The following is a 21,980-nucleotide window of genomic DNA, read 5'->3' as shown; positions in this document are numbered from 1 at the left end:
TCGTGAATTCATTGAAAGAATATGTCAGAGAACAACTATTATTGATAGGTTTTAGAGAATAGTTGCTCTTTGTTATAAAAACCTAAATACGTAGAGTTCCTCAATCAGTGCATTGATTAAATCTAAAGCCCCTTTGGGGAATCGGTATGAAGGCATTGATACAATGCTTCGTATTATTAGCGCACATGTGCAATGAAAGATACAGCGTTACAGGTTAGGAGAGGTACGGCTGCCTTCTGCAACAATCATGGGTAAATCCATGCAGCCATAATCAACTCCAGCCTGATTCATTAGGCAAGTTAGCTGTCCTCGATGGTGAGTTTGGTGGTTAAAAATATGTTGGGTTATATCAGCAACTGCTTTGCTAATAACATCGCCTTCAGTAGTGGTGTAAGTAATAAATTTATCACAATCATTTTCGGTTAAATTTTTGCAATAACGGATGATTAATACATCAATTTGCGTTCTTAACAAGGCAATATCGAGTAAGTTAGTATGATAAACATCTTGTGGAGAAATAGGTGTTGGAAATTCTGAGAAGTCCAAAGGAGATAAACTTCCTATATTATTTGCAGCTAAACGGCCTAATAAAATTAAATCACCGAACAAAATATGATTCCAATAACTGATGATATTTGGGAAAAATGAATCAGTGTCTTTTGTCAAAATATCATCTGATAATGTCAAGCAATGTCCCATTAATTGACTATTCATTCGCTGATTATAAAGCGACATCATTTTAAAATTTTTTGATAAACTCAAAATTTATATCCTCAAGTTAGTTATCTTATTTATTATTAAAGGAAAAATTAAATAGCAGATAGCAACCAAATAGTTTCACTCGCTTTGCATTGACCTTTTAACCCACCCGGTACCTCTATTTGTTTCAGGCGTTTTAAGGTGTATTGATCTGCATAATACTGATTAATGTCTTCGGAACTGATAGAAAATGGCGGACCTTCTAACACAGTTTGATCATATTCAAAGGTAAGCAGGAGCTGGGGCGCAATATGGGTGATTTCAAGTAAATGCGCTCGATATTGTTTACGCATTGCTTCAGGTAAAGCAACCAGCGCAGCTCTATCATAAATAGCATCAATATCGCCTAATAATTCAGTTGATAAATCGAAAATATCACCAACAAAGATATCGATATTTTCTGCACTAAAACAGATTAACTCGCCTAATTTAGTAACCCTTGGCTCGACACCAAGTTCACAAAATAGCTGCTCAACTGCCGGTTGATTAAGCTCAGCTCCAGCAACACGGTAACCTTTAGAGAGTAGCCAAGCTATATCGAGTGTTTTACCGCATAAAGGTATAAATAGACGAGCGCCTTCAGCTAAAGAAAGGGTGTTAAAGTATTCTGCTAATAGCGGGTTAACGGACCGTTGATGAAACCCTATGTCATTGGTTTCCCATCGTTGATGCCAAAAATTTGAATCCATATATCCCTCTAATTGCTGCAAGTTGATAATTAAAACTATAAAGACGTTGGTATAAAATACCAAAGGTTTTCCTAGGTTTAATACTAAAATTTTATTTGATGACTTTAAATGCAAGCCTTGATTTAAGTTAGGGTGATATTACCTGAGTTTTTGCTATATTAATAATCTAACAATTATGATTATTAATGGCGCAACTTTAGGCAACAGTATGTGTAATTATCCTATTAAAATAAAAGGAATTTTGTCTAGCCATTCATGCATAATTGTCAGTTTTAAATAGGGATGGATTTGATGAACACTGCTGCTCGTAAAATACTTTTTGTCTCTACTTCCGTAACACTGTTCACAATGGCTATTATCTATTATTCATTTTTTATTGGCCGTGATATTGCCGAGCGATATACACCTTTAATTGATGCGACTATGGAAATAAAGCTTGAAGCAACCATGGCTCATTTGTGGTTTGAAGAGATTATGAGTGGTGATCAAACCGTTAGTATAGAAAATATTTGGGCCAATTTGGATCAATCAGAATGGTATGCTAAAGCGATGCTTGACGGTGGCACTAACAATGAAGGTACTTTTCTCGCATTAAATAATCCTGATTTACGTAGCCAAATTGAAGATACAATAGATGGAATTCATAATTTTCGGCAAATAGCAAAAAAGCGTTGGGCATCACAGTCAGTATCTGGTGTTGGTTCTAGTATTGAACAACAATTTGACCAAGCCTTTTTAAAGTTTAATCATTCTGCAGATAGTGTTGAAAGCGCTTTACAAAAAGCGAAAGCAGAAGACTTGCAAGCGTTCAAATTCATCCAGGGATTATTACTTGTTTTAGTCCTTTTATTGGGAGTTGTCATAGCTAGCTTATTACTTCGTTATAACGCTAAGCGATTAAAAACTATCAATGTATTAAAGTTGAGTGATGAAAATGTTAGCACATCTCAAAAACAGTTGTTAAATGTAATTAATGGCGCAAAGCTAGGTTACTGGGATTGGTGGTATAAAACTGGCGAACATGTTGTTAATGATGAATGGTTAGCAATACTTGGTTTAGCAAGACAAAATATTACAAATCATATCAGTGACTGGGCTGAACTTATTCATCCCGATGATGAAGATTTAATGAAGAAAACTGTTCATGCTCATATTCTGTCTGGAAAAAACTACGTTGCTGAATTTAGGATGAAGCATGCGGATGGTCGATGGGTTTGGATTCAAGGGTCTGGCTCTGTTATTGAGTACGAAGAAGGTACACATGACCCTCTTAGACTTTGTGGAACACATCAAGATATCACTGAGCGAAAACATGCAGAACTTCGTGAAAAATCTCGTACACATGTATTAGAACTCCTCACAAGTGGCGACCTATTACCTGTAATTTTAGAAGCTGTGGTGCAAGGTGTTGAGCAAGAATGTCCAGAAATGCTTTGTAGTATTTTACTGTTGGATGATGAAGGTAAGCATTTATTAAGTGGGGCAGCACCAAGCCTGCCTGATTTTTTTAGTACTGCTATAAACGGTATTGAGATTGGGCCTGGGGTAGGTTGCTGTGGAACCGCCGCTTACACAAATGAACGAGTTATTGTTGAGGATATCCAACATGATTCTTCTTGGGCTTCTTTCAAAGAACTCACAAGTAAGGCCAAATTGAGGGCGTGCTGGTCTGAACCTATACGTTCAACACAAGGAAAGGTGCTAGGTACTTTTTCTATTTATCATCATGAAATAAATACCCCAACAAAAGCTAATATTACAATGATTGAACAAGCGGCTAGTTTAGCAAGTATCGCCATTGAGAAAATCCAAGCTAATGTAAACTTAAAGGCTAGTGATGAACAAATGCAACTCGTATTGGCGGGGGCAAATCTTGGTTTTTGGGATTGGAATATAGTCACAGGAAAAGTGTATAGAAATGAACGCTGGGCTACTATGCTCGGTTATACTCATAATGAACTAGAACATACAACTAATCAGTGGGCTGATTTTGTGCACCATGAGGACAGAGAAAAGGCATGGCAGTCTATTAATGACGTCCTAGAGGGGCGCTCAAATTCTCATAGCCTCGAATACAGGATGTTAACTAAAGAAGGCGGCTTTAGATGGGTTCATGACCAAGCTAATGTAATGCAACGCCATAGTGATGGTAAGCCACTTCGCATGAGCGGTATACATAGTGATATTACCAATCGCAAGATAGCAGAAGAGAAAATTAAACTCGCGGCTAGTGTCTTTAGCCATGCGGGAGAAGGAATCATTATCACGGATGATAAAGCGACGATTATTGATGTGAATCAGGCCTTCACTAAAATAACCGGTTTTAGTCGTGAAGAAGCTATTGGTAGTAACCCACAGATTCTCCAATCTGGACGTCAATCTACCGAGTTTTATGCTGAGATGTGGCAAGCCTTAAAAAAGGTAGGTTATTGGTCTGGTGAAGTTTGGAACAGGCGAAAAAATGGTGAAGTGTATGCGGTAATGCAAACGATCAGCGCTGTTCGAGATGTAAATGGTATGACGACCCATTACGTATCATTGGGTAACGATATAACCCTAATGAAGGAACATCAATATCAACTAGAGCATATAGCTCACTACGATATACTTACAAATTTACCCAATCGCGTATTATTGGCTGATAGATTATCTCAAGCAATGTTGCAGTGCAGCCGCTATAAACAGTCACTGGCTGTTGTATTTCTTGATTTAGATGGCTTTAAACACGTCAATGATACTTATGGGCATGATGTAGGTGATGAACTGCTAATTGCTCTCTCTGTTCGTATGAAAGCGGCATTACGCGAAAATGACAGCTTAGCGCGCATTGGTGGCGATGAATTTGTCGCTGTGTTAGCCGACTTAACGACAGTTGAAGATTGTGAACCTGTATTAGAGCGGCTATTGTTAGCCGCGTCAGAGCGGGTTGTGATTGATGGGATTGTATTAAATATATCTGCCAGTATTGGTGTCACACTTTACCCACAAGATAATGGCGATGCTGATTTGCTAATGCGTCATGCTGATCAAGCAATGTATGTGGCCAAAGAATCAGGTAAAAATCGTTATCACTTTTTTGATACTGCTCAAGATGATGCGGTCAAAGTGCAACGGGAAAGCCTAGAAGCTATTCGTAATGCATTAGATAACCGTCAATTTATTCTTCATTATCAGCCTAAGGTTAATATGAAGTTAGGGACAGTGACCGGAGTTGAAGCACTTATTCGTTGGCAACACCCAGAGCGCGGGTTAATAAACCCACTTGAGTTCTTGCCGCTGATTGAAAATAACCCGATGAGTATCGAATTGGGGGAATGGGTTATTGATACTGTACTGACACAAATCAGCGATTGGCAAAAAATGGGGCCTAATCTATCGGTAAGTATTAGCGTAAATATCGCAGCCGTTCAGTTACAGCAGGCTGACTTTATAGATAAGCTTAAGACATTATTAGATGCTCATCCCGATGTTGAACCTAGTTACTTAGAATTAGAGGTGCTTGAAACAAGTGCCTTAGAAGATGTTCATCATATATCAACAATCATGAATGCTTGCATGGCATTGGGAGTAGGTTTTGCCCTCGATGATTTCGGCACAGGGTATTCATCGCTGACTTACCTTAGAAGGTTACCAGTTAGCTTAATAAAGATAGATCAGAGTTTTGTACTAGATATGTTAAGTGATGCTGATGATTTGGCCATTGTTGAAGGGGTAATTACGTTAGCTAAATTATTCAAACGTAAGGTGATTGCTGAAGGGGTTGAAACCATTGAACACGGTACCGCACTATTACAGCTTGGCTGTGAATTAGCACAAGGTCATGGTATTGCTAGACCTATGCCTGCCAGTGATATTCCGTCATGGATTATTAACTGGGAACCAGATGATAACTGGAAAAGTTGCTGTAAATGATAGAGCTGTTTAAAGTCCATTTATGCCCTTTAACTATTCTATCTAGAATAACCTGTCCAACTGTCTTGTTGTTAGAGAAAACAAAGATCTAAGCTCTCATCTCATTTCACATGTCGTTTTTAGCTTTAGTTGGGGGGATGGCATAAGTACCAATAACATGCGCTACTGGCTCTTCTTCACCGTCAGAATATAACTCGACCTCCCCAACGACTAGCGTTCTTCCTACCTTTATCAATGAACAAATCCCGATAATATCTTTTTGGCTAGAAGGTTTACGAAGAAAATTAATTGTTAAGTTTGTTGTAACGGCGAGTGGTACCAGTCCAATTTCACCAAGAATTGCCACGTACAAAGCAACATCAGCAGTGGTCATCATGACGGGGCCAGAAACTGTACCACCAGGACGTAATTCATCTTTTCCAACCTCGTGTCTAACGATGGCTTTTTGATTGCCTACTTCATCAATGGAGCATTTAGTTTGCGGGAATTCGGATTGTAGGAATTCGGTCAGTGTTTCTTTAGAAGCCATGAGCTGCCTTTTGTAAAGTTAATGTGAGATCAAAATAAATGCCTAAGTGCATAGTTAAATAGAGCCTAGATTATGAGCATGGAGGCTCTAACCACCAAACTAAATAATGGTTAAAATGCTTCATCTTCACTAAAAACACTTACGATTAGTTCACCTTCGAGGCTTGCAGAAATAATGAAATTAATTGGTTTGCAACATACCTGACAATCTTCAATATATTGTTGTTGCAAGTCAGATGTGTCAATGAGTACGTTGATTAACTCACCGCAGTATGGACAACCGACAGTTTTTTCAGATAACTGGTTTATATTCATCGACACACTCCTTGTTCCACTTAATGCAATCGTCAACATTAATTACGGCACTATTTCTAACATTGCTATTATTTATCAAGTGAGTGCAGGAAGTTCTTTTCCATCATATCGAGTATTTGTACAATATTAAGGTCTTCTAATTTATGCTCAGTTGATGAATGAATCGCTCCCGCTTTATCACCTAAAGCAATGTCGACTAAATCAGGCTTGCTATCATGCAATACCAAAACTATTTTCTTATTTACAGCGATACAATCAATTGTTATTGCATCTGCATTTATACCTTGCTTACGTAATGTTTTGTCCATTATGCCCATAAGAGTATCAACATCTTTATTACGGTCATAAAATAAATCATTGGCTTTGGCGACAATTTCAGAGAGTTCGTTTAAGGTTTTTTTCATTATATTCTTATCGGTAAAGTGTTTGATTGAATAGAAGTATCAGTCAGTTGATTACTTTAAACCAGCGAGTACTTAAAATCTATTATCATGTGAGGTGATTATTTTACTCTTGTGGAAACTGACCATGACAGTTTGCTTTAGTTGCTCTGCGTTGATTTACATATCGCTACTGGTCAGTTGTTTTGAGACCCTTTATACTCCAATCATCTTTTTCACAGCATAAGTATAATAATTATGATAAAAAAAATTGGATTATCGATTTTATCGGTAGCAGTGTTAGTCGGTTGTGTTGCAACATCTAATGACTCAACACAAGGAAACGCTTCAACTGGAAATAGCGCTCAAGCGATTAGTGCTAGCTACGATAGCATTAATACTGCGCAATTAATTGAACATGTAAAAGTATTATCTTCTGATGAATTTGGTGGTCGTGCACCGTCAAGTGAAGGTGAAAGACTTACCCTTGAATATTTAACTGAGCAGTTTACGGCTATTGGTTTTAAGCCAGGCAATGGTGACAGCTTTTTACAAGAAGTGCCGTTAGTCTCAATTGAAGCGTCAAGCGATATGACATTGGCAATTGGTGGTAAAAATTACCAACACGGTACTGACATGGTTATGGGCAGCGCTCGTATTAGTGAGTTAGAACAACTTAAAAATTCTGAACTTGTCTTTGTTGGATACGGTGTCAATGCACCAGAATACAACTGGAACGATTATGACGGGCTTGATGTTAAGGGTAAAACAGTTGTTATTTTAGTTAACGATCCTGGTTTTGCCACCAAAGACCCGGCAATCTTTAATGGAAATGCCATGACTTACTATGGTCGTTGGACATATAAATATGAAGAAGCCAGCCGGCAAGGTGCCGAAGGAGCAATTATCATTCATGAAACTGCGCCCGCTTCTTATGGCTGGTCAGTAGTAAAAAATTCTTGGACTGGTCCTCAGTTTAGCTTTCAACGTGATGACTTAAATAAAGGTCGTGTTGCCGTTGAGGGATGGATTAACAGTAGTGTTGCAACTGAATTGTTTTCAAGAGCAGGTCTAGATTTCGATAAAATGAAAAAACGTGCCGCACAGGGCAGTTTCAATGTTGATATGGGGAATTTAGATGCCTCTATTACCGTTAAAAATACGATCAAAAAATCGGTTTCATATAACTTTATTGCAACTTTACCTGGTCAGCAGAAAGCCGATGAGCATATTTTATACTCAGCGCATTGGGATCACTTAGGTACTGATTTAACCAAAACAGGTGATCAAATTTATAACGGTGCTCGTGATAATGCGACAGGTACTGCTGCCTTGATTGAAGTTGCAGAAGCTTTCTCAAAACTACCCAATAGACCTGACCGTTCAGTAACTTTCTTAGCAGTAACAGCAGAAGAGCAGGGCTTACTTGGCTCTAAGTTTTATGCAGCAAACCCAATAATTCCAGCAGCTAAAACGGTTGCTAACATTAATATGGATGCACTCAATGCAAATGGTAAGAGTAAAGACGTTGCAGTATACGGCTTAGGCCAATCTGAGCTTGATAATTATTTAACTAAAGCGGCTTTAAAACAAGATCGCATCATCTCGGGTGATCCAAGACCGGCAGCAGGTATTTATTATCGTTCTGATCACTTCGCATTTGCTAATATCGGTATTCCTGCGTTATACGCAAAAGGTGGCTCTATTCCAGCTGATCAAGCAACAGCAGACTTAAGACTTAAGTTAGATCCAATTCTTAGTAAGTGTTATCACGGTCTTTGTGATGAATATACGAAAGACTGGGATTTAACAGGTGCGGTTGAAGATATGCAATTGTTCTTTGAAATTGGCGTTGAGTTATCTGAATCAGGTGTTTGGCCTCAATGGAGCAAAACATCAGAGTTTAAAAGGTAATAATAACGTTTAAACAATAATAAATCATTTATTAAGCGGTAGTACTGTTAGGTACTACCGCTTTTTTGTGTCAGTGTCCCACTTCTTTAATTTACTGACAAAGCTCAGCCATTTTGCCTTGCGTGAGTTGTTGTAAATCTTTTGGGCTTAACTCTATTTCCAAACCTCTTTTACCCGCGCTGACAAAGAGAGAAGTATATTGCGAAGCTGATGAGTCAATAAAAGTCCTTAAGCGTTTTTTTTGTCCTAATGGACTAACTCCACCCAGTACGTAACCAGTTGAGCGTTCTACATCAGATTTCAATGCCATTACGGCTTTTTTACCACCGAAAGCTTTAGCGATTAACTTCATACTTAACATGGAAGATACAGGTATTATGGCAACAATCAATACTTTACTGTCGATGCTCACCACCAAGGTTTTAAAAACTCTCTCGGTTGATATACCAAGTTTTTGTGCGGCCTCTTCACCATAGGAATCACTTGAAGCATCATGAGAATACTCATGAAGATGAAAAGTGATTTTATTCTTTTTAGCGGCATTAATTGCAGGTGTCATTTCATATTCCTAGTTCAAAAAATAGTAGGGGGAATTGGCCGTATTCACATTAAAAGCATTCCTAATTTACATATTTGACATGTTTTGTTAACAAGATAAATGCTTCCAAGTATATGTCTTTAATTTTGATAAAAATCAATGCGCTAGATCATATTTTTACGATGGTAACTTTAGTAAAGTATCTCCATATAGCTCAGAATATACTAATGGCTTAACGGCTATCATGAATTGCTGATTTAGCTTCGCGACTGATGAACTAAGATTTTATAGGAAGGGATACCTTGTTACATTCTAAAACACCAGAGCTTAACTTAATAGTTAAAGATATTATGCAAACGAGTATCTTAACGTGTTTGCCTGAGACAAAGATAAACGTTGCAGCTAACCGTATGAGAGCGCGCAATATAAGCTCAATTATTATTAAAAGTAACCATACACTTGGTATATGGACCGAGTCTGATTGTCGTAAAATTGATTTTAGTGATCAGGCACAGTTTAATGTAAATATTAGTGAGCTAATGAACTCGCCTGTAGTGACTATCAAGCAAGAGGTAGCCGTTAATGAGTTGGCTACTAAGTTTCGACATCATGGCGTGAGGCATTTTGTCGTCGTAGATAATGATAATCTTCCTGTGGGTATTGTTAGTCAAACAGACGTTATTAAAAATCAAGGTATAGAGCATTACTTACAAGCGAAACTCGTTGCCAGCAGTTTTAAGCAAAGTCAGCAATTACTTCAGCATGACTGTAGTTTGGATAATGTAGCAGAGCAGATGAAAATAAATGAGTGTTCCTCTTCGCTCATCTTCAATAATGAATTAAAACAATATGGTATCGTTACTGAACGGGATTTATTAAGCCTACTTGCCCGTGGTGAATGTACTAAAAAGACCGCTTGGCATCATGCCAATTATCCACTAAAAACTATTAATGCCAAACACTCCTTGTATTCAGCTTACCAGCAATTAATCAGCAACAACATTCGTCATCTAGCTGTGTCTGATGATATTGGAGCCATCATTGGCACCTTATCTATGGACAACATAATGTTTGATATTGAGTTGGCCTACGTTGAAGAGTTACACCAAATTGTTCAGCAAAGAGATTCAGCACTGAGGGAATCAAAAAAGCACTTATTGGTAGCTGAGAAAATAATAGAAGCCTCGTTAGACGGTATTATGATTACGAATGAGCAAGGTAGCATTATCTCAGTGAACCCCGCGTTTACTCGGGTGACTGGTTATCAAGAAGCTGAAGTGTTAGGACAGAATTCTAAGATTTTGAGCTCAGGTCGTCACAATAGTGAATTTTATCAAGAGCTTTGGTTATGCATTTTAGAAAAAGGTGTTTGGCAGGGGGAAATTTGGAACAAGCGTAAGAATGCTGAGATTTACCCACAGTGGCTGACAATTATTGAAATAAGTGAAGGAGAGGATAATAATAAAATTTTTGCTGCTATTTTTAGTGATATTAGTGAAAGAAAGCTTGCTGAAAAGCGTATAGAAAATTTAGCCTTTTATGATGAACTCACTCAATTACCTAATCGAAGATTGTTTTTTGATCGTGTTGAAATGGCGTTAGCAACAGCACATCGAAAACAAAATAAAATTGCACTATTTTTTATTGATTTGGATTATTTTAAAGAAGTTAATGACAACTTTGGCCATCGTATTGGCGATAAACTACTGCAAAGTTTCGCTAAACGTTTGACTGACAGTTCAAAAGAAGGAGACACCATTGCCCGTATTGGTGGTGATGAATTTACCCTATTGTTAACAGATATGCGTGAAGTAGATCATATCTGTAAAGCCTGTAGTCGAATTGTTGACAAGCTTCGTCAACCTTACCATATTGAAGGACATGCACTTAATATAACCACTTCTATTGGAATCGCTGTTTACCCTGAAGATGGCACAAACAAAGAAGAACTGATGAAAAATGCTGATATTGCAATGTATCGTGCTAAAGGCATTGGCCGTAATTCATTTCAGCTTTTTACACCGAAAATGAATGCCCATTCACTTGAACGATCATTAATTCAAAGTCACCTGAGATTAGCATTAGACAACAACGAATTGGAGTTGAACTTTCAAGCGCAAATACACGGTGTCACTGGTAAAGTTATGGGGGTAGAGGCATTATTACGTTGGTCTAACCCGATTCTTGGCCATGTATCTCCAGCACAATTTATTCCTATGGCAGAAGAACTTGGATTTATTGCTGAGATCGACCATTGGGTATTAGATCATGCTTGTAAACAACGAAAGTTATGGTTAGATCAAGAGCTTGATTGTGGACGCATAGCGGTGAACATTTCAGCATTACACTTCCATCAAGGTAATCTTGTTGCTTCGGTGCAGTCAGTGCTGGCACAAAGTCAGCTGCCTGCAGAGTTATTAGAAATTGAAGTCACAGAAGGTTGCTTTATAAAGCAGATGGATAAAGCGACCAACATATTAAGACAACTTAAAAATATGGGGGTTAAAGTGGCACTGGATGACTTTGGTACGGGGTTTTCATCCTTGAGTTATCTAACCAGCTTACCTATTGATACGTTAAAAATTGATGCTAGTTTTATTGCCCGATTACCGCATAATTTTAGAGAAAGCCAGATAACGTCGGCAATTATTACATTAGCGCAAAACCTTGAGTTAGATATTGTTGCTGAAGGTGTTGAAAATGATGCACAAAAGATTTTCTTGATTGACCGAGGTTGTGAAATATTGCAGGGATACTTATATAGTAAGCCTGTGTGTGCACAGGCGTTGCCATCGGTAATAAAAGGCTAATAAGTGATTTTTCTAATATAATAACGGGCAAATTACAAATGTTTTACTTTATTTGTTGTTGAAAAAAATAGACAATAAATTACCAAATAATTCCTTAACTTTATCGCATACGCTGTTTCAACGTTATGGAACTAACAATATTACTATTCGAAAATGGAATGAAACAATGTCTAATAATATAAACGTAGTGGGAATTCATTCAGTGTTATTTGTATGTATGGGCAATATCTGTCGCTCACCTAGTGCAGAAGCTGTTTTTAGATATAAAATGCAGGCAAAAGGTTTAGCATTAAAGATAGACTCAGCTGGAACTGTCGGTGCACATGCCAAGCAAAAACCTGACCATCGCGCTCAAAAAGCGGGTGTTGCTCGTGGTTATTCTTTTGATGGTATGAAAGCACGTAAAGTTACCGTACAAGATTTTACCGACTTTGATCTTATTTTAGCGATGGATTATGACAATATTGAAGCGCTAAAAAAAGTAGCACCTCCAGCAATGCAAGATAAAATAAAGTTAATGCTAGACTTCGCCACCGAGCATGAAGAAGATCAGGTGCCTGACCCCTATTATGGTGGTGCACGTGGATTTGATTATGTACTCGATTTAGTCGAGGCCGCAAGTGACGGCTTATTAGCTAAAATGTAAAGTGTGATATAACTCTTTGCACAAGAGTAATGTAAAAAAACCTTAGCCAAGAGCTAAGGTTTTTTTATTTGAGTGATGCTAAGTTGTTTAAGAGAAACGTGTTTTAATCGAAGCGGCTAATAAGGCTAAAATCTCTTCACTAACTGTTAAGTCAATGCACGCATCGGTGATACTCTTACCGTAAGTTAGCGGAGTACCTGCTTTAACGGATTGATTACCTTCTTCAATAAAACTTTCAATCATTACACCAAATAGGCTGTCTTCGCCTTGGCTGATCTGATCAGCTATCGAACGAGCGACATCAATTTGTTTGTGGTGATCTTTATAGCTATTACCATGGCTACAATCAACCATTATGCTTTGCGGCAATGATGCTTTTTCAAGTTGCTCACGCGTAGCTTTAATATCGGCAGTATGGTAATTAGGTACTTTACCACCTCGTAAGATGACATGAGCAAATGGATTACCATGAGTTTGGTAAATACACATTTGGCCACTTTTATCAGGTGAATACAGTACGTGTGGCACGCTTGAGGCTTGTATGGCATCAAGGGCAATTTTAACATTACCGTCAGTACCATTTTTAAAGCCAACAGGGCAAGACAAGGCAGAGGCTAACTCACGATGAACTTGACTTTCGGTCGTACGAGCACCAATGGCACCCCAACTGATTAAGTCAGAGATATACTGACCAGTGACCATATCTAAAAATTCAGTACCAGCAGGTAAACCTAATTCATTAATGTCGACTAATAAATTACGCGCGAGCTTCAAACCTTTCGCCACATGAAATGACTTGTCTAAATCAGGATCACTAATTAAGCCTTTCCAGCCAACGGTGGTACGTGGCTTTTCAAAATATACGCGCATTACAATGAGTAATTCATTTTTATACTTGTCACGTAATACCGTTAGTTTCTTAGCGTAATCAATAGCAGCGGTTGTATCATGAATTGAACAAGGGCCAATAATGACTAATAAGCGCTTGTCGTCGCCATTAATCACGGCTTCAATTTCTTTACGACTTTGCATGATAAAATCTGCAGTTGCCGTACTTAAAGGAATTTGCTCAGCAAGCTGTGCAGGTGAGGCTAAATTTTCAATTAGCGTGGTGCGTAATTCATCAGTTTTAATCGTCATGAAATTCTAATATTTCTTTGGTGTTAGTTCGGCTTATTTATGTGCCAGCAGCAAGGAGCGCATAAAGTAAATTATGCGCGATAACATAGCTAAATTAGTGGCTAATGTGAACTGTTATTGCTAATAAAAGGCAATAAATACGGAATAACCCACCGATAAATTGATATAAGCTTGTTATTCGCTATTTAATTTAATATTTGTAACGCTGCAAGCCTGTTTCAGCCAGTATTTTAGCGGTAATCTCTTCAACTGAAAGTTTGGTGGTATTGATAAAAGGTATCTTTTCATTTTTATAGAGTTTTTCTACCTCCCTTACTTCCATGCGACATTGCCTTGCAGAAGAATATTTACTGTTTGCCATACGGCCATCTCGAATATCAATGAGACGCTGTGCATCTATGGTTAAACCGAATAGCTTTTTATGGAATGGTTTTAAGAAGCTTGGGATTTTAAGCTCTTCCATATCATCATCAGTAAACGGATAATTTGCTGCTTTAATGCCATATTGTAACGCTAGATAAAGTGAACTTGGTGTTTTACCTGAACGTGAAACCCCAACTAAGATAACATCCGCTTCTTCATAATTGGTGACGTTTGAACCATCGTCATTTGTCAGGGCATAGTTTACTGCTTCAATCCGGTAATCATAGCTCTTTTCGTGAATGCTGTGTGTTCTATGGGTAGTCGGTTTAGACTTTATCGCTAACTCTTCTTCGAGCGGGGCAACAAAGGGTTCTAAAAAATTATAGAGGACGGCATCACAGCTCTCAATAATTTCACGACTTTCATTATTTACAAAGGTATGAAAAACTAACGCGGGCTCACCACTGCGGCTAGTTGCTTTGTTAATCCTTTCCTTGGCAGCGAGTGCTTTCTCAGTGCTTTCAATAAATGAAATGGTATGGTGTTCAAATTCAGTCGGGAAAAGTGATAGTAATGCATGGCCAAAAACTTCTGAAGTTATGGCTGTACCATCTGAAATGTAAAAAGCTGATCGCATAATTAATTCTTCTTGAATCGTTATTTATAAGTATTGGTGTTGTTCGAAATTTATATATTCGCTACCGCTAAAAATGCCCGATTTCAGCCGAAATTACAATGGCTTTAGCCAAGATAAACTTTTGAACCAGTCTTTCCTTGTTTTGATAAGGAATTATGAACGGGATATCACTGTTTAATCCCCTCTAATGCTGCTTCAAACCTATCGAATAAGTTTTTGCTTAAGATTACTTCTATATTTCTTTGATTTGTAAGGGTAATACAAAGGTGGTTTTACTAGGCAAAGCAGTCTTTATGTCTTGAAAATATTTTGGCTGTGCAGTATTTCAAGTAACCAGTAGCCTGCGTCTTGTTTGCTGAAGAGTATAATGAAAACTTTTAAGTTATATTTTATTTAGTCTTTTAGTTTGTACAACGGGCAGTGTAGAATGTGCTTAGCTACAAATAAATAAACAAATTTATTTTTCAATTGGAGAAGTGACGTGCAAGAAAATGTTCTTTGGTATCAAAGCTTAGGCATGAACGATGTAGACCGTGTCGGCGGTAAAAATGCATCGCTTGGTGAAATGATTTCTAACTTAGCTAATGTTGGTGTGCAAGTCCCTACAGGGTTCGCGACCACGTCATTTGCATTTAATGAATTTTTAGAACAAAGCGGTATTAATGAAAAAATTTACCAATTACTTGATGGTTTAGACGTTGATGATGTCAATGAGCTAGCCAAATGTGGTGCCACTATTCGTCAATGGATTATTGATACGCCATTTCTTCCTCAAATGCAGATTGATATTGAAGCGGCATACGCAAAACTTGCCGGTGATTTCTCTGAGGACGCTTCTTTTGCGGTACGTTCTTCTGCTACAGCAGAAGATATGCCTGATGCCTCTTTTGCTGGTCAACAAGAAACCTTTTTAAATGTTCGTGGTTTTGCTTCAGTCATGGTGGCAATTAAGCATGTTTTTGCTTCATTGTTTAATGACCGCGCTATTTCATACCGTGTTCATCAAGGTTATGACCATCGTGGTGTTGCTTTATCTGCGGGTATTCAGCGAATGGTACGAAGTGATATTTCTGCTTCAGGTGTTATGTTCTCTATTGATACTGAGTCAGGTTTTGATCAAGTTGTTTTCATTACCTCAAGTTTTGGTTTAGGTGAAATGGTGGTGCAGGGGGCGGTAAACCCTGATGAGTTTTATGTTCATAAACCAACACTGGCCAAAGGAAAACCTGCCGTCGTACGTCGTAATATTGGTAGTAAAGCTATTAAAATGGTGTACTCAGATAGCCAAGAGCATTCTAAGCAAGTCGAAATTGTTGATATTGATGAGGCGGATTCTAATCGTTTTTCATTAAGCGATGCTGAAGTTGAAGAATTAGCTAAACAAGCGGTCATCATTGAAAAACATTATGGTCATCCGATGGATATTGAATGGGCAAAAGATGGTTTAGATGGCAAGTTATATATCGTTCAAGCCCGTCCTGAAACGGTTAAGAGCCGAGAAAACTCCAATGTAATGGAGCAGTTCCAATTAAAAGCCGATGGCAAAGCCGAAATAGTTTGTGAAGGTCGTTCAATAGGTCATAAAATTGGTAGCGGTGAAGCTAAGGTTTTATCATCGTTGGATGAAATGGATAAGATCCTACCAGGTGATGTTCTAGTTACAGATATGACAGACCCAGATTGGGAACCTATCATGAAACGCGCTTCGGCGATTGTAACTAACCGCGGTGGAAGAACTTGTCATGCGGCTATTATTGCCCGTGAAATGGGTATTCCTGCGGTGGTAGGTTGTGGTAATGCAACTGAGCTGATCAACGCTGGCGATAACATCACTGTTTCTTGTGCTGAAGGCGATACCGGTTTTATTTACCGTGGTAAGTTAGATTTTGATGTGAAAACATCTGAAATTAATGATATGCCTGAGTTACCACTAAAAATAATGATGAATGTTGGTAACCCAGACAGAGCTTTTGCTTTTGCCCGATTACCGCATGCAGGTATTGGTTTAGCGCGCTTAGAATTTATCATCAATAAAATGATTGGTATTCACCCTAAAGCTCTGATTAATTTTGATACGCAACCGGTTGATTTACAAGATGAGATTAACGATATTATTGCGGGATATGAAAGCCCCGTTGAGTTTTATATTGCTAAGCTAACTGAAGGTATCTCAACCTTAGCGGCTGCATACTCACCGGAAAAAGTGATTGTGCGTATGTCTGATTTTAAATCAAACGAATATGCTAATCTGGTTGGTGGCGAAGCATATGAACCACATGAAGAAAACCCTATGATCGGTTATCGTGGTGCTGCACGTTATATCTCTAAAGATTTTAGAGATTGTTTTGCTCTAGAATGTGAAGCGATAAAACGTGTACGTAACGATATGGATTTAACTAATGTTGAAGTCATGATCCCGTTTGTACGTACTCTTGAAGAAGCCGCAGCGGTTATTGATATCTTAGCTGAGCATGGCTTAAAACGTGGTGAGAATGGTTTACGCATTATTATGATGTGTGAATTACCATCAAACGCTTTATTAGCTGATCAATTCCTTGATTACTTTGATGGTTTTTCTATCGGCTCAAATGATTTAACTCAATTAACACTTGGCTTAGATAGAGACTCAGGATTAATTGCTCACTTATTTGACGAGCGTAATCCAGCGATAAAAATGCTGTTAGCAATGGCGATAAAAGCCTGTAAAGCACGTGGTAAATATGTTGGTATTTGTGGTCAAGGGCCTTCAGATCATGAAGACTTTGCTGCTTGGTTAGTAGAGCAGGGCATTGATAGTGTCTCGCTAAACCCTGATACTGTATTACCAACATGGTTATACCTTGCTGAGCAATTAGCGAATAACAGCTAATTAACTGTTAGCTAGAATTTAGCTAAAGGCCAAGCCAGAAAAGCAATTCCCATATTACTTTTCAAGTGATATTAAAAACACGTTAGCCTCTTTGGAGATAACGTGTTTTTTTATGTCGATAAATAACGCCATAGATAACCTGAGTTCGACTTGATAATTTATTCTCTAGCGGCAAGTTTTACTGACTTCTTCGTTAAATGCACTTGCAATAGGCTGACTATTGACAAGTCTAGTTGTCTTGAATTAAGCACAACTATTCTAACTAGAAGTGCATTAAATCAATTTTAGAGGATTAAAAATACCTTAAACCGAGTTCAGGTTAGATAATGAGCGATATGTTAAGTGGCTGGTTTGTAATGAACGTGTTAGTTCTGTCGTTACAAATGGCTGGCGAGAACAAGGGGATGCATTTTTGTAATGAAAATAACTTTGCTGTGGGCTGACATGAATATGACTCATACTAACACTTTTTGCATCAGTGCGATGCATACAAGCTGATAAGTGGCTTTTGTCAGGTTGATGACTTTGATGGTAAAGTTTTACGTCAGCCACACTTTTCATTGGCATTTGGTTTGCTAGGGCAAAACGAGAACTACTCACTTGTTCAAATTTTACTGACGATGAAGTAAATGGACTGCACAGCTGTAATTGAGTTAACTGCTTGCCACTCCATTGCCATGTTTTTTGCACAAACAGACCGTGAATATCGTAACCAAAAGCCAATAAACTAAATGATGCATAATCTCTTAACCTTGATTGTTGCAGTGCTTGATGTGCTTCTTGTATTGTTTTTTTTGCAGATAATGCTTTGACTAAGAGCCCACGACTAACGAAAGCTCCTTGAGGGGTAATACCCTGATAGTAATTTAATAAACATAAAGTTAAACCAAACTCATTAGTGCTTATCCAAGTGCCATTGCCGTCGGGATCAATCGGCATCAAGGATTCAGTTCTATTTATGGTGAATTGTTGGGGTGGTAGTGCCAAGCTGCGAGATCGCTGTTCATCACGATTAAAAAATACATGGTAATCATTGTTTTCAACCAGCCAACTTACGGTGCACATGTATCAGTCTTTTGCTGTTGACTACGTAAAAACGTCGCTGTGGTTGGTGCGACACCAAATTCATCATTAACCTCATGACCCAAAAATTTCGCAATCGCGGCCATCAATGCTAAGTGATGGGTTAAATGACTTGAAGCAAAGCATAATTCACGTCCCATCGACGATGCCATTTGTGCTGATTGTTCGCTACACACAGACACTTCACTTCGAATTGATATGGACAAAGTAAGAACGTCTGGGTTAAGTGTGCTAAGCCATTGATATATTAGATTTAATTCACGGAGGCCTTCACTGCGCACTGTCTCAAGATCTAGTCCTCTGCGGCGGATATCATAATTTATCTCTGTAATATTATCACTGTTCATTAATGCCATATAAACGTCGAGAATATGCCGTAAATGTTGGCCAATTGAGCTATTAAATAATGGCTTAGGTGCTTTCTTATAGGCTTCATCGCTAAGCCCTGTGATAAAATCTATCATTTGTTCTAATGATTCGATACTACCGCTAATAATTTTATTCATTATTCAATTCCGACTGCAAATGTGTTTGATGTCGTAAAGGGTATATCCCATACAACACTGCTACTGGCGCTAAACACCAATAAAGTAAAGCGAGTGAATTATCTGTTTCCCCCATCACCATTAAACCGAATGACAACATCGTAAAGAACAATAGCAGCCCTTTTTGAGATAAATTACTCTTCATTATGATAAAAGCTAACGGCTGCTGGGCATTAGCGTCATCAAAAAACTGTTTATTAAAACTTAGCCTAAAAAAAGTGGTTAAAAAGGCGATGATGATAATACTAACCAATAATAAATAGTGTTCAGTATGGTTGTTGACGCTGCCTCGCATGAACCAAGATGCGGCATACAATATGGTGGCTGAGTAGAACACGTAGCGTTGGTTTAATTTATCTATAGTGTTTTTAATTCCCCAAAATATAATGCTTAAAGTGATGGTTAACCCAACCACTAATAAACCGAGATCCATAACATTGTTATCAGTGATAAAAAATAATGTTAATACCCAAAAATAACTCTCACAAAACAGAAATATACCATCGAGGCTAAAGACTACTTTTTGTCGATAATCAATCGGGGTTGTCTTGTCTATTGGTATTTGTTGACTTTCGTTATTGATAACTTGTCGGCATAAGGCAAAATATGCAAACACCGAGAGCAAAGTACTAATGACCAATAACCACAGCGTTTGTTGCTGTGCGAGAAAATACCCTCCCATTAATATGCCAATTTTTAAAAATATAACGATAACAATTTGAAAGTTACCGAATTGTTTTCCTGTTATAATGTTTGCTTGTTTGTCTGCTGGAACTTGGGTCATAGCACTGAATAAAGTACGTTGGGTGATCCAATAAAAGCAATTGTAAATTCCATTAAGTAACGCTGCTAATACAAATACTGTCACGCTCAATTCTATTAAGTAGGTTATTAGGATTAAACTCGTAACCAAGGCTAATTCAGCGACAAAAGAACCCAGCAAAATAGCACGCCAGTGCCTTCGGTTATAAAGAGCTTTCCAGCCTATTAGCCCTATCATGAACCCAGCAGCTGTTAAGGCAATAAATGCGCTAATTTCGATTAGTTGATACCCTTGCTGCCATAACAAAACAGGAATGAAAAAGGGTAATAAACCTATCAATAATGAATGAACGCCGGCAAAGCGATAAAATAAGCGAGCAACCTCCGTCATTAAAAAATATCTGCTTGACTAATCTCAAGCTGTTCCAGTTGTTTGAAATAAGGTGATAAATCTTCTTTTTTACCAAAACGAGGGTAATCATGCATTTTTAAATATGGGCGTGAATTCACTTCTAAAAATATACATTTCTGTTCGGTATAGTCTTTGGTAATGTCTTGTTCAAAAATAACATCAATACCGAGTATGTTGGCGTCAAACAAGTCCAGTACTTTTAAAAATAATGTCATGTTTTCTATAGGAATCGTTGTTTTATCTATCGTTTTCACAACACCGCCTGGTGCTAATGAAATTCGATAAAACAAAGTGACAATATTACCCTCAGCAGGAATGTCATCTAACGTTAAGTTCTGTTTTTTTAGAAATTTAACTGTGATTGCGTTTTTCTTAAGTGGTGAAATGCAGGGAAATAACGCCATCGATTTACGCACTTCATTTTCTTGATCAATGAGTTGACCAATAGTCATTTTCCCGTCGCCCATAACAAAAGGGGCAAAGCGTTCAATAACAGACATTATTTGTCCTTTTATGACCACTACACGATAGTTTTTACCCTGTAAATATTGTTCAACCACTGTTGTGGGCCACCACAATTTAGCCAAAAAAATGGCCTTGTATAATTGTCTATAGTTAGTAATAGGAAAATGACTACCGCGGGAAAATCCACTGACATTAGGTTTAATCACCAATGGAAAGCCATGCTTTTTAGCAAATTGATGAGCGACCCAAGGGTTTAAAAATATTTTACCGTGGGCATGAGGAATACCGCCTTTTGAAAAGACATTGCGTGCCTGTTCTTTAGAGCGACAGCACTTGCGAGTTTCTAATGAATTGTAACTGCTGCATCCACCCATGAATTTTTGACTGATCCATGCATAAATAATTTTCTTAATGGCTTTCATTGCCAACCTCATTTTCTTTTATAGTATGTTGACGCATTACCCCTAGTTTTCTGAAAAAAATTGCCTTATACGGTTGATTTTTAGGGATCTGTTTAGTGACATTAGCTAGTGAGTACATGGCATTAAAAATGAAACGTACGTTATCAATACTGCTGCGCTGCTGACATAATAAGACTAACGGCATAGGCACGAATAAATTGATTTCTATTACCTCAAACTGCCCAGCTACTAATGCCGCTATAGAATCGGCTCTAACACCTAAACGAGAAATTTTAAATTGGCCGATTTCACTCGCGTATTGAGAAATTTTTTCACGTTGTTCGATAGATAATGTCGGTGTAATATCTTGATATTGCGTTTTTTTGTTATAAATTCCATTGATTGGGAATTTATCTGAACTTGTATTATTGACCTGTGTTACCGATAACACGGCGTGTTTACTTAAATCTTGATGATTGGCAATTGTAAATATTTCGAATTCGATTGCTCCCTTAGCAGCTTCTTGCACTAAATAACGCATCTTACTTAACTTGCGTTGTCGACGAAATTGCTGAAGTTGCATTAGATTGTCAGCCCGTGATATCCCCCGTGAATTTTGTCCCCACTCAGGTTTTACAAACACCGGATACTCTGATGGTTCGCGTGTGCCATCGTCTACCCATTGCTCTAAACGCCATTGCCTCGGAATAAGACGATCGATGTCTAATTTAGAAAACAGTCCCTTACTCTCATTGAAGTAAGGGGCATTTAATCGAAAGTAATACCAGGGTTTCACGCATAATCGAATGCAT

The 21,980-nt window shown here is 38.0% G+C and carries 18 protein-coding genes; 5 read left to right on the top strand and 13 right to left on the bottom strand.

The features are described 5' to 3' along the window. Positions 1-207: 207 nt before the first annotated feature. Together ND2E_RS06815 and tmpT are read right to left on the bottom strand one after the other, a co-directional pair. Positions 208-762 carry a DinB family protein gene (locus ND2E_RS06815; RefSeq protein WP_033094674.1) on the bottom strand — a complete coding sequence of 185 codons (555 nt, stop codon included), beginning with the start codon at positions 760-762 and terminating at the stop codon, positions 208-210. A 47-nt stretch (positions 763-809) separates the two neighbouring features. Further along, a complete protein-coding gene (tmpT, locus tag ND2E_RS06820; protein ID WP_033094673.1) occupies positions 810-1,448 on the bottom strand; it encodes a thiopurine S-methyltransferase in 639 nt (212 codons plus the stop codon). A 291-nt stretch (positions 1,449-1,739) separates the two neighbouring features. Between tmpT and ND2E_RS23555 the strand changes: the two genes are divergently transcribed. Beyond that, positions 1,740-5,360 (top strand): bifunctional diguanylate cyclase/phosphodiesterase, encoded by a 3,621-nt coding sequence (locus ND2E_RS23555; RefSeq protein WP_317628129.1) that lies wholly within the window; start codon positions 1,740-1,742, stop codon positions 5,358-5,360. Between the two features lie 106 nt (positions 5,361-5,466). Here the strand turns inward: ND2E_RS23555 and ND2E_RS06825 are convergent, their stop codons facing one another. The 3 genes from ND2E_RS06825 to ND2E_RS06835 all read right to left on the bottom strand — a co-directional run bounded on the left by ND2E_RS06825 (position 5,467) and on the right by ND2E_RS06835 (position 6,607). Next, positions 5,467-5,889: a PaaI family thioesterase gene (locus tag ND2E_RS06825; RefSeq protein ID WP_033094672.1), complete on the bottom strand. Its 423-nt coding sequence runs from the start codon at positions 5,887-5,889 to the stop codon at positions 5,467-5,469. A 110-nt stretch (positions 5,890-5,999) separates the two neighbouring features. Next, positions 6,000-6,197 carry a CPXCG motif-containing cysteine-rich protein gene (locus ND2E_RS06830; protein WP_033094705.1) on the bottom strand — a complete coding sequence of 66 codons (198 nt, stop codon included), beginning with the start codon at positions 6,195-6,197 and terminating at the stop codon, positions 6,000-6,002. Between the two features lie 74 nt (positions 6,198-6,271). Continuing rightward, positions 6,272-6,607, bottom strand: a complete 336-nt coding sequence (locus tag ND2E_RS06835; protein ID WP_033094671.1) for a hypothetical protein — start codon at positions 6,605-6,607, stop codon at positions 6,272-6,274. 234 nt (positions 6,608-6,841) lie between these two features. Here ND2E_RS06835 and ND2E_RS06840 point away from each other — a divergent pair, with 234 nt between their 5' ends. After that, on the top strand, positions 6,842-8,497 hold the full coding sequence (locus ND2E_RS06840; RefSeq protein ID WP_033094670.1) for a M28 family metallopeptidase: 1,656 nt from the start codon (positions 6,842-6,844) through the stop codon (positions 8,495-8,497). A gap of 91 nt (positions 8,498-8,588) precedes the next feature. Here the strand turns inward: ND2E_RS06840 and ybaK are convergent, their stop codons facing one another. Further along, complete coding sequence (ybaK, locus tag ND2E_RS06845; RefSeq protein WP_033094669.1) at positions 8,589-9,056, bottom strand: Cys-tRNA(Pro) deacylase; 468 nt, start codon at positions 9,054-9,056, stop codon at positions 8,589-8,591. Between the two features lie 281 nt (positions 9,057-9,337). On the opposite strand from ybaK, the gene ND2E_RS06850 reads away from it, so the two are divergent. After that, a complete protein-coding gene (locus ND2E_RS06850; protein ID WP_052056725.1) occupies positions 9,338-11,845 on the top strand; it encodes an EAL domain-containing protein in 2,508 nt (835 codons plus the stop codon). 166 nt (positions 11,846-12,011) lie between these two features. Next, positions 12,012-12,491: a low molecular weight protein-tyrosine-phosphatase gene (locus tag ND2E_RS06855; RefSeq protein ID WP_033094668.1), complete on the top strand. Its 480-nt coding sequence runs from the start codon at positions 12,012-12,014 to the stop codon at positions 12,489-12,491. Between the two features lie 87 nt (positions 12,492-12,578). Here ND2E_RS06855 and ND2E_RS06860 read toward each other — a convergent pair whose 3' ends face one another. Beyond that, a complete protein-coding gene (locus ND2E_RS06860) occupies positions 12,579-13,631 on the bottom strand; it encodes a 3-deoxy-7-phosphoheptulonate synthase (RefSeq protein ID WP_033094667.1) in 1,053 nt (350 codons plus the stop codon). Positions 13,632-13,821: 190 nt separating this feature from the next. Next, positions 13,822-14,631: a posphoenolpyruvate synthetase regulatory kinase/phosphorylase PpsR gene (ppsR, locus tag ND2E_RS06865; protein ID WP_033094666.1), complete on the bottom strand. Its 810-nt coding sequence runs from the start codon at positions 14,629-14,631 to the stop codon at positions 13,822-13,824. 481 nt (positions 14,632-15,112) lie between these two features. Here ppsR and ppsA point away from each other — a divergent pair, with 481 nt between their 5' ends. Then, positions 15,113-17,500 carry a phosphoenolpyruvate synthase gene (gene ppsA / locus ND2E_RS06870; protein ID WP_033094665.1) on the top strand — a complete coding sequence of 796 codons (2,388 nt, stop codon included), beginning with the start codon at positions 15,113-15,115 and terminating at the stop codon, positions 17,498-17,500. Positions 17,501-17,803: 303 nt separating this feature from the next. Here the strand turns inward: ppsA and ND2E_RS06875 are convergent, their stop codons facing one another. The 5 genes from ND2E_RS06875 to ND2E_RS06895 are packed head-to-tail and all read right to left on the bottom strand — an operon-like array spanning position 17,804 to position 21,964. Further along, positions 17,804-18,565: an NRDE family protein gene (locus ND2E_RS06875; protein WP_052056723.1), complete on the bottom strand. Its 762-nt coding sequence runs from the start codon at positions 18,563-18,565 to the stop codon at positions 17,804-17,806. After that, positions 18,553-19,089 (bottom strand): DinB family protein, encoded by a 537-nt coding sequence (locus tag ND2E_RS06880; protein WP_033094664.1) that lies wholly within the window; start codon positions 19,087-19,089, stop codon positions 18,553-18,555. The genes ND2E_RS06875 and ND2E_RS06880 overlap by 13 nt, the downstream gene beginning before the upstream one ends. Next, positions 19,082-20,281: a hypothetical protein gene (locus tag ND2E_RS06885; protein ID WP_033094663.1), complete on the bottom strand. Its 1,200-nt coding sequence runs from the start codon at positions 20,279-20,281 to the stop codon at positions 19,082-19,084. Before ND2E_RS06885 ends, ND2E_RS06880 begins: the two co-directional genes overlap by 8 nt. Further along, the gene (locus tag ND2E_RS06890) at positions 20,281-21,189 is read right to left on the bottom strand and encodes a cyanophycin synthetase (protein ID WP_033094662.1); all 909 of its coding nucleotides are present in this window, start codon (positions 21,187-21,189) and stop codon (positions 20,281-20,283) included. The genes ND2E_RS06885 and ND2E_RS06890 overlap by 1 nt, the downstream gene beginning before the upstream one ends. Continuing rightward, positions 21,176-21,964, bottom strand: coding sequence for a D-alanine--D-alanine ligase family protein (locus tag ND2E_RS06895; RefSeq protein ID WP_223303643.1), 789 nt, complete (start codon positions 21,962-21,964; stop codon positions 21,176-21,178). Before ND2E_RS06895 ends, ND2E_RS06890 begins: the two co-directional genes overlap by 14 nt. Positions 21,965-21,980: the final 16 nt, after the last annotated feature.

It is taken from the genome of Colwellia psychrerythraea (assembly GCF_000764225.1).
Taxonomy (GTDB): domain Bacteria; phylum Pseudomonadota; class Gammaproteobacteria; order Enterobacterales; family Alteromonadaceae; genus Colwellia; species Colwellia psychrerythraea_D.
This window is presented reverse-complemented; position numbering and strand designations above follow the sequence as displayed.

What these genes read in the sequence shown, in the direction of transcription:
- tmpT (WP_033094673.1), bottom strand. Translation starts at nt 1,448, where the DNA reads ATGGATTCAAATTTTTGGCATCAACGATGGGAAACCAATGACATAGGG.
- ND2E_RS23555 (WP_317628129.1), top strand. Translation starts at nt 1,740, where the DNA reads ATGAACACTGCTGCTCGTAAAATACTTTTTGTCTCTACTTCCGTAACA.
- ND2E_RS06825 (WP_033094672.1), bottom strand. Translation starts at nt 5,889, where the DNA reads ATGGCTTCTAAAGAAACACTGACCGAATTCCTACAATCCGAATTCCCG.
- ND2E_RS06835 (WP_033094671.1), bottom strand. Translation starts at nt 6,607, where the DNA reads ATGAAAAAAACCTTAAACGAACTCTCTGAAATTGTCGCCAAAGCCAAT.
- ND2E_RS06840 (WP_033094670.1), top strand. Translation starts at nt 6,842, where the DNA reads ATGATAAAAAAAATTGGATTATCGATTTTATCGGTAGCAGTGTTAGTC.
- ybaK (WP_033094669.1), bottom strand. Translation starts at nt 9,056, where the DNA reads ATGACACCTGCAATTAATGCCGCTAAAAAGAATAAAATCACTTTTCAT.
- ND2E_RS06855 (WP_033094668.1), top strand. Translation starts at nt 12,012, where the DNA reads ATGTCTAATAATATAAACGTAGTGGGAATTCATTCAGTGTTATTTGTA.
- ND2E_RS06860 (WP_033094667.1), bottom strand. Translation starts at nt 13,631, where the DNA reads ATGACGATTAAAACTGATGAATTACGCACCACGCTAATTGAAAATTTA.
- ppsR (WP_033094666.1), bottom strand. Translation starts at nt 14,631, where the DNA reads ATGCGATCAGCTTTTTACATTTCAGATGGTACAGCCATAACTTCAGAA.
- ND2E_RS06875 (WP_052056723.1), bottom strand. Translation starts at nt 18,565, where the DNA reads ATGTGCACCGTAAGTTGGCTGGTTGAAAACAATGATTACCATGTATTT.
- ND2E_RS06880 (WP_033094664.1), bottom strand. Translation starts at nt 19,089, where the DNA reads ATGAATAAAATTATTAGCGGTAGTATCGAATCATTAGAACAAATGATA.
- ND2E_RS06885 (WP_033094663.1), bottom strand. Translation starts at nt 20,281, where the DNA reads ATGACGGAGGTTGCTCGCTTATTTTATCGCTTTGCCGGCGTTCATTCA.
- ND2E_RS06890 (WP_033094662.1), bottom strand. Translation starts at nt 21,189, where the DNA reads ATGAAAGCCATTAAGAAAATTATTTATGCATGGATCAGTCAAAAATTC.